The sequence below is a fragment of the Halorussus salilacus genome, from assembly GCF_024138125.1.
Taxonomy (GTDB): Archaea; Halobacteriota; Halobacteria; order Halobacteriales; family Haladaptataceae; genus Halorussus; species Halorussus salilacus.
Genome location: NZ_CP099993.1, coordinates 1,430,071 through 1,443,687, shown reverse-complemented (window position 1 = coordinate 1,443,687; position 13,617 = coordinate 1,430,071). Strand labels below are relative to the sequence as shown.

The 13,617-nt window shown below is 66.0% G+C and carries 13 protein-coding genes and 1 tRNA gene; 8 read left to right on the top strand and 6 right to left on the bottom strand.

Annotated features, from left to right (window positions below; translation table 11 throughout):
- Positions 1-9: 9 nt before the first annotated feature.
- Together rimI and NGM10_RS07435 are read right to left on the bottom strand one after the other, a co-directional pair.
- Complete coding sequence (gene rimI / locus NGM10_RS07440) at positions 10-507, bottom strand: ribosomal protein S18-alanine N-acetyltransferase (RefSeq protein WP_253483539.1); 498 nt, start codon at positions 505-507, stop codon at positions 10-12.
- 288 nt (positions 508-795) lie between these two features.
- A complete protein-coding gene (locus NGM10_RS07435; RefSeq protein ID WP_253483537.1) occupies positions 796-2,772 on the bottom strand; it encodes an aconitate hydratase in 1,977 nt (658 codons plus the stop codon).
- Positions 2,773-2,938: 166 nt separating this feature from the next.
- Here NGM10_RS07435 and NGM10_RS07430 point away from each other — a divergent pair, with 166 nt between their 5' ends.
- The 3 genes from NGM10_RS07430 (at position 2,939) to NGM10_RS07420 (ending at position 4,292) form a co-directional block, all read left to right on the top strand.
- Positions 2,939-3,433, top strand: coding sequence for a deoxyuridine 5'-triphosphate nucleotidohydrolase (locus tag NGM10_RS07430; RefSeq protein WP_253483534.1), 495 nt, complete (start codon positions 2,939-2,941; stop codon positions 3,431-3,433).
- Between the two features lie 111 nt (positions 3,434-3,544).
- A complete protein-coding gene (locus NGM10_RS07425) occupies positions 3,545-3,694 on the top strand; it encodes a hypothetical protein (RefSeq protein WP_253483531.1) in 150 nt (49 codons plus the stop codon).
- Between the two features lie 313 nt (positions 3,695-4,007).
- On the top strand, positions 4,008-4,292 hold the full coding sequence (locus NGM10_RS07420; protein ID WP_253483528.1) for a hypothetical protein: 285 nt from the start codon (positions 4,008-4,010) through the stop codon (positions 4,290-4,292).
- Between the two features lie 16 nt (positions 4,293-4,308).
- On the opposite strand, the gene trpB is transcribed toward NGM10_RS07420, so the two are convergent.
- Positions 4,309-5,469 (bottom strand): tryptophan synthase subunit beta, encoded by a 1,161-nt coding sequence (gene trpB / locus NGM10_RS07415; RefSeq protein ID WP_253483525.1) that lies wholly within the window; start codon positions 5,467-5,469, stop codon positions 4,309-4,311.
- A 170-nt stretch (positions 5,470-5,639) separates the two neighbouring features.
- On the opposite strand from trpB, the gene NGM10_RS07410 reads away from it, so the two are divergent.
- The gene (locus NGM10_RS07410) at positions 5,640-6,650 is read left to right on the top strand and encodes a hypothetical protein (RefSeq protein ID WP_253483522.1); all 1,011 of its coding nucleotides are present in this window, start codon (positions 5,640-5,642) and stop codon (positions 6,648-6,650) included.
- Here NGM10_RS07410 and NGM10_RS07405 read toward each other — a convergent pair.
- Positions 6,647-6,904 carry a hypothetical protein gene (locus NGM10_RS07405; RefSeq protein WP_253483520.1) on the bottom strand — a complete coding sequence of 86 codons (258 nt, stop codon included), beginning with the start codon at positions 6,902-6,904 and terminating at the stop codon, positions 6,647-6,649. The two genes, NGM10_RS07410 and NGM10_RS07405, sit on opposite strands and share 4 nt — an antisense overlap.
- A 368-nt stretch (positions 6,905-7,272) precedes the next feature.
- On the opposite strand from NGM10_RS07405, the gene NGM10_RS07400 reads away from it, so the two are divergent.
- The 3 genes from NGM10_RS07400 to NGM10_RS07390 all read left to right on the top strand — a co-directional run bounded on the left by NGM10_RS07400 (position 7,273) and on the right by NGM10_RS07390 (position 10,192).
- Positions 7,273-8,796, top strand: coding sequence for an alpha,alpha-trehalose-phosphate synthase (UDP-forming) (locus tag NGM10_RS07400; protein ID WP_253483517.1), 1,524 nt, complete (start codon positions 7,273-7,275; stop codon positions 8,794-8,796).
- Between the two features lie 26 nt (positions 8,797-8,822).
- Positions 8,823-9,707 (top strand): trehalose-phosphatase, encoded by an 885-nt coding sequence (gene otsB / locus NGM10_RS07395; protein WP_253483514.1) that lies wholly within the window; start codon positions 8,823-8,825, stop codon positions 9,705-9,707.
- Positions 9,708-9,790: 83 nt separating this feature from the next.
- Positions 9,791-10,192: a hypothetical protein gene (locus NGM10_RS07390; RefSeq protein WP_253483511.1), complete on the top strand. Its 402-nt coding sequence runs from the start codon at positions 9,791-9,793 to the stop codon at positions 10,190-10,192.
- A 637-nt stretch (positions 10,193-10,829) separates the two neighbouring features.
- Here the strand turns inward: NGM10_RS07390 and NGM10_RS07385 are convergent.
- Both NGM10_RS07385 and NGM10_RS07380 read right to left on the bottom strand, forming a co-directional pair.
- The gene (locus NGM10_RS07385) at positions 10,830-12,788 is read right to left on the bottom strand and encodes an ABC transporter ATP-binding protein (RefSeq protein ID WP_253483508.1); all 1,959 of its coding nucleotides are present in this window, start codon (positions 12,786-12,788) and stop codon (positions 10,830-10,832) included.
- A gap of 165 nt (positions 12,789-12,953) precedes the next feature.
- Complete coding sequence (locus NGM10_RS07380; protein WP_253483506.1) at positions 12,954-13,223, bottom strand: DUF7538 family protein; 270 nt, start codon at positions 13,221-13,223, stop codon at positions 12,954-12,956.
- Between the two features lie 92 nt (positions 13,224-13,315).
- On the opposite strand from NGM10_RS07380, the gene NGM10_RS07375 reads away from it, so the two are divergent.
- Positions 13,316-13,389 (top strand) — tRNA-Val (locus tag NGM10_RS07375).
- Positions 13,390-13,617: the final 228 nt, after the last annotated feature.

Below are 13,617 nucleotides of genomic sequence, written 5' to 3'. Positions count from 1 at the left end.
TGCGAACACCTACTCGCCCACGCCCACGACCATGATGAGCGCGTCCTCGCCGTCGTCGTAGTACCGGGGCACGGTCCGGAGGTGTTCGAACCCGAACTCCTCGTACAGCGCGAGCGCGGGGTCGTTTCCCGCCCGGACTTCGAGCTTCACGCTCCGAGCACCGCGGCCCTCCAAGGCGGTCAGCGCGCTGTCGAGCAGGGTCCGGCCCACCCCGCGGCCGCGACACTCGGGGTGGACCGCGATGTCCTTGACGTGACCCAGCGGCTGTCCGTGGTTCGGGACGAGGTCGGCGACGACGTAGCCCACGACGCTCTCGGTCCCGCCCGAGTCGCCGGGAGCCTCGACCGCCACCAGAAAGCCGGGTTCGCCGAGGTAGCGCTCGAACGCCGAGAACGGCCACGGCTGGGGGAAGGAGGCGCGCTCGATGCGAAGCACCGCGAGCAGGTCGGCCTGGACTGCCTGCCGGACCTGCACGTCGTCTTCGTCCCCCACGGTAGTCGATGACACTGTCCGGGGGTTTGCGCCCGACCCTTATGAGTGTCATGCCCGACCCCGAACCCGTAATTCTTTAGTAACCTGAATCGATAGAAGTAACTGCACTCTCCGGCCGGAGGTGCAAGCTCCCGAAATCTCCCCACCCACCCCCACCTTTGATGACGCCCCGTTCCTGTACTCAGCAAGCCGCGAGCCGATGGCTCGCGGCTTGCTTCGCTGATGCGCCCGGAGAACGTCGGGCACCACGGTACAACGGTTGCTCACGGAGACGCGAAAAAGAACGAAAGATCGGCGAGAACGTCAGTCGTCGGCGGGCGTCGCGCCGGAACTGCCGCCTTCTGCCTGCTTCTTCGTGTGGGGGAGCTTGCCGCCGTCGGCCAGAATCTCGCGCTCGCGCTCGGAGGCGTCGAGGTGCGCGGTGGCCTCCCAGTCGCCGTTCACGCGAATCGTGAGCTCCTCCTTCCCGGAGCGAACCGCTTCGGCCACGTCGTCGACGATTTCGACGTCGTCGCCCTGCTCTATCTTCTCGTAGGTCTCCTCGTCGATTTCGAGCGGGACGAGACCGAAGTTGAACAGGTTCGCCTTGTGGATGCGGGCGAAGCTCTGGGCGAGGACGCCCTGCACGCCGAGGTACATCGGGCACAGCGCGGCGTGCTCGCGGGAGCTACCCTGTCCGTAGTTCTCGCCAGCGACGAGGAAGCCGCCGTCGGCCTCCAGCGCGCGGTCGGCGAAGTCCTGGTCGACGCGCGAGAGGGTGAACTCCGAGAGCTTCGGGATGTTCGACCGGAACTTGAGGATGTCGGAGGTCGCCGGGATGATGTGGTCGGTGGTGATGTTGTCCTCCATCTTCAGCAGGGCCGGGCCTTCGATGTCGGCTCCGAGCGGGTCCTTCAGCGGCACGTCGCCGATGTTCGGGCCCTTGATGAGCTCGTCGTCGGGGGCCTCGTCGGGGCTGATGAGGTCGACGTTGCTCCCGATGTACTGGTCGGGAAGCTCGAGTCCGGGGTCCTCCAAGTCGCCGAGTTCGTCGGCGAGGTCCCGCGGGTCCACGATCTCGCCCTTGAGGGCGGCCGCGGTGGCGACCTCGGGCGAGCAGAGGTAGACGTTGTCGTCCTCGATGCCCGACCGGCCCTCGAAGTTGCGGTTGAAGGTCCGGAGCGAGACGGAGTCGCTGGCCGGGACGTGACCGATGCCGATGCAGGCACCGCAGGTCGCTTCCGAGAAGTTGACTCCGGCCGCCATCATCTCGGCGACCCAGCCCTCGCGGGCGAGCATCTCGGAGGCCTGCTTGCTACCGGGCGCGACGATCATGTCGGTCGTCCTGTTGATGTCGCGGCCCTCCAGCATCTTCGCTGCGGGGAGGATGTCCTCGTACGCGCCGTTGGTGCACGAGCCGATGATGACCTGATCGACCTCGGTGCCCGCGACCTCGCGTACCGGGACGACCTTGTCGGGCATCGACGGCTCGGCGATGAGCGGCTCGATCTCCGAGAGGTCGACGACGATCTCGTCGTCGTACTCGGCGTCCTCGTCGGGACCGAGTTCGACGAACTCGTCCTCGCGGTCGAGTCGCGAGAGGTAGTCGCGGGTCTCCTCGTCGGTCGGGAAGATGGAGGTCGTCGCGCCGAGCTCGGTCCCCATGTTGGTGATGGTGGTCCGCTCGGGGACGGTGAGGCTCTCGACGCCCGGTCCCGTGTACTCTAGGACCTTGCCGACGCCGCCCTTCACGGAGAGGCGTCGGAGAAGCTCGAGGATGACGTCCTTGGCGGTCGCCCACTCGGGGAGTTCGCCTTCGAGCCGGACGTTTACGACCTCGGGCATCTCGATGTAGTACGGGCCGCCGCCCATGGCGACCGCGACGTCGAGACCGCCCGAACCGATGGCGAGTTCGCCCAGCCCGCCGGGGGTCGGCGTGTGGGAGTCGCTCCCGAGCATCGTCTTGCCGGGCGCGGCGAAGTTCTCCTTGTGGACGTTGTGACAGATGCCGTTACCCGGCCGCGAGAAGTGCGCGCCGAAGGTGCCCGCCGCCGAGCGCAGGAAGCGGTGGTCGTCGGTGTTCTTGAAGTCGAACTGGTAGGTCTGGTGGTCACAGTACTGGGCCGCCAGCTCGGTCTGGACGTTCTCGAGGTCGAGCGCCTCGAACTGGAGCCAGACGAGCGTCCCCGTGGTGTCCTGCGTGAGGACCTGGTCGATCTCGATTCCGATCTCCTCGCCGGTTTCGAGTTCACCCTCGACGAGGTGGTCATCGAGGATTTTCTCCGTTAGCGTTTGTCCCATATCGTCCCGATATCGGCTCTCCTCGCGTATAAATCCCGCGTGTTTCCGTTCATGACAGCGGTTGTAAATCCGCACGCCGGACGGCAATTCTTTCGGGAATCGCGACCGCTTGCCACGCCGACGTGAGTCCGGCACCGATATATGTCGCGGGCGGCACCCGACGAACATGTTCAAGAGCGGCACCTTCGTCGCCGAACACGTCGGGGAGACGACCGACGAACAGATACAGCCCAACGGCGTGGACCTCACGCTCGCGGGGGTGTACGAGCAACGCGAACCCGGCCGCATCGCGCGCGACGGCAAGGAAATCGGCGCGCGCCAGGAAGTCGAATCCGAGCAGGTCGGAGACAACGTCCCTGCGACCTACTACCTGACCGCGGGCGGCTACGTCGTCCAGTACGCCGAGACCGTCCGGATTCCCGAGGGCCACGTCGGTTACATCTACCCCCGGTCGTCGCTCCTGCGCAACTCCTGCATGCTGAACACCGCGGTCTGGGACGCGGGCTACGAGGGCAAGGGCGAGGGCCTGCTCGAAGTCCACCACGACGTCGAGATCGAGGAGGGCGCGCGAATCGCCCAGCTCGTCCTCGCGGAGGCCGACCACGACGGCACCTACGCCGGGTCGTATCAGGGCGAGAACGTCGGCCTCGACGAGTTCTGAGTCAGCTCCGGATTCGGGGTTTTTCGCTCGTCCGATACGATGTCACGGAGTTGTCGACCCGACGTTTTTATATTAGAACGGACAACGCTTGCGTGTCAGGAGGATTCAGGGATGACGGAGAATTCATCGGACCACAGCGAGGCGGTTCGGAAGTACATCGACTCGACGCCGGAAAGCACGTTCGAATTCGACCGACTCGGTTCGGACGAGGAGGGCCTACGTTACGATTCCGAGCGGATAGGGACGGACGAGTCGGAGTAAACTCTCGCTCATGTCGCGTCCACGCAACCGTCGACCAGCGAAAGCACTGGAGCGCCACTCCGAATCCGATCTCGTCCCTCACGAAACGGGTCCCGTCAACTTCGCGTTCGGGAAGGAGGCGCTCCTCGCGCTCTACACGAACATCCGGCCGAAACAACGACCTGTCGTCGATTACGTCTTCGGAGTAGCGAACCGACGAAATGCTGGCGTTTTTACTACTTCCCACGTTCTCGCGGAGGCTCTCGGGTCGGTCCGGAGCAAAAAGGACGCTTCGACTGTACTCCGATTTTGGACTGATATCGTCGAGTCCAAGATGTACGTCCTGCACGGAGCGCATCCGTGGAACCGGACGAATCACGGTTCGGGAGAGAAGGCAATCGCCAGCGGCGTCAAAGACCTTTATCGAACGTGGGAGTCCATCGATTTCAAGTTCCACGAGGGGACGCTCGTCCTCGACGCGGCGAAGTTGAACCAAGAGCGCGCCTCGGAAACGACGTACGTCGTCTCGCTCGACGGAAAACTCGCGAATCTCGCGTGGAACGAAGACGTAAACGTCCTCCCCTCGCGGACGCCCCACCGCTCGGACGACATCTCGTGACCGGGCCGTTCGCGGACTACCCGAGGTCGAACAGCTCGGCGGCCTGCGCCATGTCCTTGTCGCCCCGACCGCTGAGGTTCACCAGAATCACGTCCTCGTCGTCCATCCCCTCTGCGACCTCCTTCGCCAGCGCGACCGCGTGGCTGGATTCGAGCGCGGGGATGATGCCCTCTGTCTCGCTCAGGGTGCGGAACGCCTCCAGCGCGGCGTCGTCCTCGACGGCGCGGTACTCACAGCGCCCGACCGCCCGGAACATCGCGTGTTCGGGGCCGACCGCGGGGTAGTCCAGCCCGGCCGACACCGAGTGTACTTCGGTGTCGTCGCCGATGACGCGGGTCTTCATCCCGTGTTTGACGCCCTCCGTCCCGGCCGAGAGCGGGGCGGCGTGCCTGCCCGAGCCCTTCCCCTCGCCGCCGCCCTCCGCGCCGTAGAAGTCCACGTCGTCGTCCCGGAAGGCGTCGAACAGGCCGATGGCGTTCGACCCGCCGCCGACGCACGCGACCGCGGCGTCGGGCAGTTTCCCGGCCCGCTCGCGTATCTGGTCGCGGGCCTCCCGACCGATGACCGACTGGAACTCCCGGACCATCCGCGGGAAGGGGTCGGGGCCGACCACCGACCCCACGAGGTAGTGGGTGTCCTCGACGTTCGCCGCGAAGTCCTCCAGCGCGGCGTCGACCGCGTCGGCGAGTCCCTCGCCGCCGCGGGTGACCTCGTTGACCTCCGCGCCCATCAGACGCATCCGGAAGACGTTCATCCGCTGGCGCTCGGCGTCCTTCCTGCCCATGTAGATCTCGGTGTCGATGTCCAGCAGCGCGCCCACCATCGCGGTGGCGACGCCGTGCTGGCCCGCGCCGGTCTCGGCGATGAGCCGGGTCTTGCCCGCCTCGTCGGCCAACAGGGCCTGTCCGAGGCAGTTGTTGATCTTGTGCGCGCCACCGTGGAGCAGGTCCTCGCGCTTGAGGTAGACCTGCGCGCCGAACTCCGCCGAGAGCCGCTCGGCGTGGAAGAGGGGGGTCGGCCGCCCCGCGAAGTCCCGGAGGCACCCCCGGAATCGCTCGCGGAAGCGGTCGGTGTCGTGAATCTCGTCGAACGCCTGTGCCAGTCGTTCGAGGGGTTCTTCGAGGGGTTCGGGAACGTGACGACCGCCGAAGTCGCCGAACTCGGACTCGTCTGCCATGATTTCGGAATGGTACTTGGGGAATATAAATGTGCGAGTGTGTTCGTCGGCGGGTATTGTAGGACAGCGATAATGAGGAATAATACCCGGTTCATCGCCGCGGCGCGGCCGTAAGTTGATGCAAAAATGGTATGGAAAGAATAATCGGAGTCGCGAGGCGACTCCTTGGTATGCCGGTGGGCCGATACTTCCGCGGATTGACTGCGTACGACTTACTCGGGAACATCGTCCCGGGAGTCATCGCGCTTGTCGTTACGATGGGTTTCCTCCACTCACCGCCGATTCCCGGCAACCTCGGAGAATACGGTCTTTTCACCGCCATCGCGTTTTCCGTCGGCGCGATTCTGCAACCGTACGCGTCCAAAGCCGTCGGCCGACGCGAGAATTTCGACGAAACGATGGATAGCGTCGAGGACCTCCCGTCCCTGCAACGAGAGGACGACGGTTCCGAGAGCACCGACGACGATGACTGCGAGGAAGACGTGAATGACGGACGAGACATCTGCGAGTTGGCGTGGCGGATGTCTCACCCGTTCGTCGGTCCGCTCTGTGGGTGGTGGCGTCCTCGGAGGGGTGAACAGTTGGATGACCGCATCTTGGCGAACCGAATCTGGACGCATCTCGTCGATACCCACGAAATCCCGTTCCGTACGGAGTCGTACAGCGTCCTGTACCATGTGATGTCGAGCAGGGTCGACGATGCTCGCTCACCGTCGAGAGCGACCCGCATCCAAGCGATTCGAAACTTCCATCGCGGCATGTGGCTCGCGTCGTGGTACTCTCTCGTTCTGGTCGGGATTGCGATAGTAGTGGATACCTTCCTAATCCCCGGCGACCCTGTTGCTCCGTTCGGAGTAGAATACGCGAGACCCGCCTACTTCGACTACTGGACGCCCGTCTGGCATCTCGCGGTTGTCGCCGTTGCCGGAGTCGTCGTTTTCTGGCTTCTGTTCGAATCGACCGAGGAGGACTATATCGAATATCTGTTCGCAGACTACGCGGTCGCAATCGGTAGTGAGGGGAACACGGTCTCTCTCGGGGAAGGGACGGAACTCGCTATCTCCGGGAATCTACACACGACGCTTGAAACCGATTCGCTTCACTGCTCTGGCGAAAATCCGGGCGACACCGGCACACAGGACCCGAATAGTACCGACAGCGAAAGCGACGGAACCGATTAAGCGGGAACGGGAGGTCCTTCGATTTCGCAGATACGCCAGTCAGGTCGCCCCTCGTCCTCGCTTTCGAGGACGAACCTGCGGACATCACCGACAGACAGCCGTAGGACCTGCGCTTGGAGGTTCTCTCCGTATTCCGAATTGTGAACCGGGACGGAAACTCGAATCCCTTGGTCGCCCCCTTCCAGAACCTCCAGCCAGAGGTGGTTGTTCTTGCGTCCCACCACCTCGTACAGCGCAGGCTCCGTTTTCAGCATGGTATCTACCATATCCGCTAAGGAAGTAATAAATCTTCTCATAGGCTCGACTCTCAGGCTCTCCCTACCTCCCGCCATTTCCGATTTCGGAGCAGAGCCTGCTTCTTCGATAGGAGTGGTCGTCGCCTCGTAAGTCGACCGTCATCCTCACAGACACCGATACCATCGTTCGAGTGTAACAACCACCGGATTCCGCGAATCAAGCACCGATTACTGTTGGGTAGAATCCTAGTAATCCCGGCAGGAAATCGTTTCAACTCTCGAACGATTCTGAACGGACGACTACGTTATCCCGGACACTCCGCAAAGGAACTGGTAGAGATTCACCGACGGCGGGCGGGGACCCGCCGCGGGAGGACCGACTTCAGATGAGTTCAGACACGACAGGGGCGACAGCCGAATCGGCCGCCGAGACCGTCGCCGCGCTCTGTGAGGACCGCGAGCTGGTGGTCGTATCGAACCGCGAACCGTACAGCCACGACCGCGAGGACGGGGAGATCGCGGTCGACCGCCCGGCCGGGGGACTCACCGCCGCGCTCGACCCCGTGATGCAGACCGTCGCGGGGACGTGGGTCGCGTGGGGCGACGGCGACGCCGACCGCGAAGTGGTCGGACCGGACGACACCGTCTCGGTCCCGCCGGAGGACCCGTCCTACGACCTCCGTCGGGTGTGGCTCGACGACGCGCAGGTCGAGGGCTACTACGCCGGGTACAGCAACCAGATGCTGTGGCCGCTGTGCCACCTCGACACCGCGAAGATGAATCCGGACCCCGAGTTCTGGCAGAGCTACCGCGAGACTAATTCGGAGTTCGCCGACGCCGTCCTCGACTCGACCGGCCGCGACCCCGTGGTGTGGTTCCAAGACTACCACCTCGCGCTCGCGCCGCGCGACGTGCGCGCGGCGCGGCCCGACGCCTTCCTCGCGCACTTCTGGCACATCCCGTGGCCGTCGTGGGACGCGTTCCACGCTCTTCCGCAGTACGAGCAGTTGCTCGACGGCCTGCTGGCCAACGACCTCGTGGGCTTTCACACCGAGGAGTACTGTCGGAACTTCCTCGACTGCGTGGAGGCCGCGACCGACGCCCGCGTCGACCGCGGGAGTCGGAGCGTCGCCCATCGGGGCGAGCGCACCTTCGTCCGGGCGCTCCCGCTCGGCATCGACGCCGCCGAGCAGGCCGAACTCGCCGACGGCGACGCCGCCGACGAGTTCTGGCGCGAGTTCGGGGCGAAACACGGCCTCGACGACGGCGACATCCGCGTCGCGCTCGGGGTCGAGCGCCTCGACTACACCAAGGGCATCGAGGAGCGCCTCGCCGCGCTCGAACGCCTCTGGGAGGAGCGCCCCGAGTATCGGGGCGAACTGACCTACGTCCAGAAGGGCATCGAGAGCCGGAGCGGCATCGAGGCCTACCGAACCCTCCAAGAGCGCGTGGACGCCGCGATAGACCGAATCAACGACCGCTTCGGCACCGACGACTGGACCCCGGTGGTCCAGCTCACCGACCACCTCCCGAAGCCCGGACTCGCCGCGCTCTACCGGGAGGCCGACGTCGGACTGGTCACGCCGGTCCGCGACGGCATGAACCTCGTCGCCAAGGAGTACGTCGCGGCCCAGACCCGCGACCCGGGCGTGCTCGTGCTGAGCGAACTCACGGGCGCGAGCGAGCAACTCGGCGACCGAGCGGTCGCGGTCCACCCCCGCGACCTCGACGGCGTGGCCGACGGCATCGACGAGGCGCTCTCGCTGTCGGAGGACGAGCGTCTCCACCGGATGGCCGACCTCCAGCGGGTGGTCCACGCCGAGGACGTGTACGCGTGGCTCGAATCGACGTTCGAGACCGCCGCCGCGATAGAGCGGGGTCGCCACACCGTCCACGCCGGAACCACCTGAGGAATCGATTCGACCATCCACCCATCATGACCGACCGGCCCACCGAACGGTCCGAGACTCGACCCACCGCCGAGTCCGAGGCTCCGCCGCCGATACGCGACCACCTCTACGCGCTGGTCGAGGAGCTCCTCGCCCACGACGGCCTGCTGGTCGCACTCGACTTCGACGGCACCCTCGCCGACATCGAGCGCCGACCGGACGAGGCGACCCTGCCCGAGGAGACCCGCGAGGTCGTCTCCGCGCTGGCCGACCTTCCCGACGCGGAGGTCGCGGTCGTCAGCGGTCGCGAACTGGCCGACGTGCGCGAGCGAGTCGGCCTCTCCGATATCTCGTACGCGGGCAACCACGGACTGGAGTTGCGCACCGGCGAGGAGTCCGAGGTCCACCCGACCGCCCGCGAGGTCGAGGAGACCATCTCGGCGCTCTGCGACCGACTCGGCGAGCGACTCGCCGACGTGGACGGCGTCATCGTCGAGGACAAGGGCGTCTCCGCGACGGTCCATCATCGACTCGTCGCCGACGAGGACGTGCCCGCGGTCGAGCGAGCGGTCGAGACGCTGGCGGCCGACCGCGACGAGGTGCGCCTGACCACCGGCAAGGACGTGCTCGAACTCCGGCCCGCGGTCGAGTGGGACAAGGGCGAGGCGGTCGGATGGCTCGCCGCCCGACTCGTCCCCGACGACGAGCGGTGGCTTCCCGTCTACGTCGGCGACGACACCACCGACGAGGCGGCGTTCGGCGTCCTCACCGACCGTGGTCTGGGCGTCAAGGTCGGCGACGACCCCGCGACCGACGCGCCCTATCGGGTCGCCGACCCCGAGGGGGTCCGGGCGGTGCTGTCGTGGCTCTCCGCCTACGGCGTCGCGTTCCTCCGGCGCGACCCCGAGACGGCCTCGCCCGGAGGGAGGTAACGCCGCGTTGAATCCGCCCGGGGTCGCCGGAACGGTGTGAACGGTCGGTTCGGTTTATGCGTCGAATCGGTCAACTCCCGCGCATGGCGAGCGACGACCGAGACACCGACGAGGAGCGACGGCAGGGCGATTCGGGCAACGAGAGCCAGCGCGAGTCTGGAGACGAGAGCGAGGGCGAATCCGCGCCCGGTCCCGGCGCTGTGGCCGACGACCGGACCTACAGGAACGGCGGCCGGGAGGACGCCGACGCGCGAGGTCGGTCGTGGCGAGAGAGCGAAACGAACCACCCGGCCGGGAGCGCGGGCGGAGGCGAGCGCCCGCCGACGGGCCGCCGGTACGGCTCGGGGGTCGGCCGCCGGGCCAGCGGGCCGGGCGTCGATACGGCTCCCGACCGCCGAATGCCCGAGCGCCCGACCGACCGGACCGAGGGTCGGGCGCACCGCCGCAGGGGTCGGACGAATCCCCGCCGCCGCAGGACGCTCTAGGGCAGGGCAGACCGCCTGACTCGGAGCGCCACCCTGAGTCTCCCCCGGCGGAGCAACCGCCGGACCAGACCTCGCGTCGAGAGCAGGGAGCGGAACCCCCGGAAGGGGAACCGCCACGGAAGTCGGCCGACTCGCCCGAACGCCCGGGAACTCGACCGGAACGCCTCCGCCCGGACTCCGGCCCGAGCGACGCTCGGGCCGGAGTCCGAAGCCCCGCCCAAGCGGACCCGACCGCTACGGGAGCCCTCGGAGTGGGGGGACGACGCGAACTGGGGGGCCGACCGGGAGGACGAAGGCGTCGAGGCCGACGACGGTTGGCGAGACGAGCCCCCGCGGTACGGCGGCCCGCGCGACTGGAACCGGGGTCGCCGTCAGTCGAGCGAGAGCGAGCGCGGCCAGCGCGAGTACGAGCGCCAGATGGACCGCGAGTTCGACCAGCAACGCCGGTTCCAGGTGGACAAGAGCGGCGACCGATACCGGCGGAAGTAGTCCGCAGGGCGGTGAACGCGGCCCGGTCGCTCTCGCGGTGCGGTCGGGGCGCGCGCACGGCGCGCGCCCCGACCGTACCTCGACCGCGCCACCCGTGGGCCAGCAGTCGGCGTCGTCGGTGGCGTCGGTCAGCCGTCGGTGAGGCCGCTCAGTCGTCGGTGGCGTCGGTCCGGGCGGTCCGCTTCGCCGCGCGCTCGACGAACTCCTTGGGGAGTTCGTCTATCTCACCGGCCTGAACGCCCCAGAGGTGGGCGTAGAGGCCGTCCTCGTCGAGGAGTTCGTCGTGGGTCCCCCGCTCGACGATGCGGCCGTCTTCGAGCACGACTATCTTGTCGGCGTCCTTGATGGTCGAGAGCCGGTGGGCGATGGCGAACGTGGTCCGGTCGGCGGTGAGGTCGTCGAGGCTCCGCTGGATGAGCATCTCCGTCTCGGTGTCCACGTCGCTGGTCGCCTCGTCGAGCACGAGGATTTCGGGGTCCTTGAGGACCGCGCGGGCGATGGAGATGCGCTGGCGCTGTCCGCCCGAGAGCTTCACGCCGCGCTCGCCGACCTCCGTGTCGTAGCCCTCCGGGAGGTTCGTGATGAACTCGTGGGCCTCGGCGGCCTTCGCGGCCTCGACGATGTCCTCGTGGTCGGCGTCGAAGCTCCCGTACGCGATGTTCTCGGCGACCGTGCCGTAGAACATGAACGTGTCCTGACTCACGTAGCCGATGGACTGGCGGAGGCTCGGCAGGCTCACGTCCCGGAGGTCGGTGTCGTCGATCCGGATGGCTCCCTCGTCGACGTCGTACATCCGGAGCAGGAGTTTGAGGACCGTGGACTTGCCCGCGCCCGTGGGGCCGACCAGCGCGAGGGTGTCGCCGCCCTCGACCTCGAAGCCGATGTCCTCGACGATGGTCTCCTCGTCGTCGTAGCCGAAGGTCACGTCGTCGTAGACGACCTCGCCGTCCTCGACGACCAGTTCCTCGGCGTCGGGGTCTTCGGTGATGCGGCTCGGCTCGTCCATCAGCCCGAAGATGCGGGCGCTGGAGGCGTACGCGCGCTGGTACATGTTGATGATGGAGCCGAACTGGGCCATCGGCCAGATGAACCGCTGGGTCAGCAGGATGAAGACGACGAACTCACCGCGGCTGAGTTCGCCCGTGAATATCCACGGCGCTTCCCCGTTGAACACCCACAGACCGCCGACGACGAACGTCAGCGCGAACCCCAGCCCCGAGAGTATCTGGAGCGACGGGAAGAACTTGATGCGGGTGACGATAGCCCCCCAGTTCGCCCCGAAGTACTCGTCGGAGACGTCCTCGACGCGGTCGGACTCGTAGCTCTCGGTGTTGCTCGTCTTGATGACCTGGATTCCGCCGAGGTTGTTCTCCAGTCTGGAGTTGACCTTGCCGACCGTAGAGCGCACGTCGGCGTACTTGGGCTGGATTATCTCGACGAACTTGTACGTGAAGACGGCAATGAGCGGCACCGGCACCATCGACACCAGCGCGAGCTGCCAGTTCATGCTGAACAGGATGACCGCGATGGCGACCACCATCACGCCGAGCCGGAACCCGGAGTTCATCCCGTCGTTGAGGAACCGCTCCAGTCGGTTCACGTCGTTGCTGAGGATGGACATCATCTCGCCGGTCTGCTTGTCGGCGAAGAAGTCCATGTTCAGCCGCTGCATCTTGTCGTAGGTGTCGGTCCGCACGTCGTGCTGGATGTTCTGGGCGAACGAGTTCCACCCCCAGTTGCGCGCCCAGTGGAACGCCGCGCCGATGCCGAACGCGCCCGCGATGAGCGCGACCGAGAACCAGAACTGATCGGTCTGCCCCGCGGGCGAGAGCCGCGTCGCGAGGTCCACCGACAGGACCGGAATCTGGTTCGAGAGCGCGACCGCGTACTCGACGCCCTCGCCCTCGGCGAAGAGGGCGTCGATGGCGACGCCGAGGATGATGGGCGGCAGGAGGTTGAGTATCCGTGCGAATATGCTCGCGACGACCCCCGTGAAGAACGCCAGCTTGTTCTTGGCACCGTATTCGAGGAACAACCGTTTCATCGGATTCTCCGCGTTCTCCCGTTGTTCCTCGAACGGGTCGTCTTCTTCCTCTGTGAAACTCATTATCACTCCGAAATGGTTCGCCGTTTGAAAATGTTTCCTTCGAATCGAAACACTCTGGTAACTCCCTCGATGCTCGACACCGGGGGAGAAAAGACGGAGAGGTCGGACTTATCGCTACCGGCTGTTTGGGGGTGAGTGGCACGGGAAAAGCGTTCGACTGTAGCGCTACAGCGACCGGGACTCTATCTCGGGGTCGATGTCGGCTTCGACCAAATCCTGCCGTATCCGGTCCCGAAGCGGGCCGGGGACGGTGTCGCGGCCGACTGGCACCGCGGTCTCACCGTCGCCTTTCACCTTCCAGTAGATCACGCAGTCGCTCGGAGCGTAGTACTCGATGCTGTAGTAGTCGTCTCCGCCCTTGTAATGGACGCGGGCCGCGAACCCCTCGGCTTGCCAACCGTCCTGCTCGACGAGCGCCTCGACGCGTTCGTCCATGCGTGAGTGGTCGAGGGCGGGTGTGGTAGGGGTTACGGATGCGACCCGAGAAGGTAACAGTTATTTCCGGCGAGCGGCTTGGTTTCGATACCGGGTTCGTGGTCTAGTTGGTTATGACGCGGCCTTTACAAGGCCGAAGTCGGTGGTTCGAATCCGCCCGAACCCACTTCCTGCCGCGAGCAATCCGTGAGCGACAGGACCGTCGCTCCGGTGAGAATTCGCCCGAACCACCGTATTTCGCGCCGAGTACTGCGGCGAGCACACGCTACGCGGTGCTCGCCGCAGTGCAATCGACCGCCATCGCGGTGAGCAAGTCTCCTCTGCTGGCAACTGCCGATACGGACAGACTCTCGGAGAAAACCGACGAATCTAGCTACGATTCGCTATCGACGCG

Bases quoted from the DNA above. Each gene is read 5' to 3' on its own strand.
- NGM10_RS07435 (WP_253483537.1), bottom strand. From the start codon at position 2,772: ATGGGACAAACGCTAACGGAGAAAATCCTCGATGACCACCTCGTCGAG.
- NGM10_RS07430 (WP_253483534.1), top strand. From the start codon at position 2,939: ATGTTCAAGAGCGGCACCTTCGTCGCCGAACACGTCGGGGAGACGACC.
- NGM10_RS07425 (WP_253483531.1), top strand. From the start codon at position 3,545: ATGACGGAGAATTCATCGGACCACAGCGAGGCGGTTCGGAAGTACATC.
- NGM10_RS07420 (WP_253483528.1), top strand. From the start codon at position 4,008: ATGTACGTCCTGCACGGAGCGCATCCGTGGAACCGGACGAATCACGGT.
- trpB (WP_253483525.1), bottom strand. From the start codon at position 5,469: ATGGCAGACGAGTCCGAGTTCGGCGACTTCGGCGGTCGTCACGTTCCC.
- NGM10_RS07410 (WP_253483522.1), top strand. From the start codon at position 5,640: ATGCCGGTGGGCCGATACTTCCGCGGATTGACTGCGTACGACTTACTC.
- NGM10_RS07405 (WP_253483520.1), bottom strand. From the start codon at position 6,904: ATGCTGAAAACGGAGCCTGCGCTGTACGAGGTGGTGGGACGCAAGAAC.
- NGM10_RS07400 (WP_253483517.1), top strand. From the start codon at position 7,273: ATGAGTTCAGACACGACAGGGGCGACAGCCGAATCGGCCGCCGAGACC.
- otsB (WP_253483514.1), top strand. From the start codon at position 8,823: ATGACCGACCGGCCCACCGAACGGTCCGAGACTCGACCCACCGCCGAG.
- NGM10_RS07390 (WP_253483511.1), top strand. From the start codon at position 9,791: ATGGCGAGCGACGACCGAGACACCGACGAGGAGCGACGGCAGGGCGAT.
- NGM10_RS07385 (WP_253483508.1), bottom strand. From the start codon at position 12,788: ATGAGTTTCACAGAGGAAGAAGACGACCCGTTCGAGGAACAACGGGAG.
- NGM10_RS07380 (WP_253483506.1), bottom strand. From the start codon at position 13,223: ATGGACGAACGCGTCGAGGCGCTCGTCGAGCAGGACGGTTGGCAAGCC.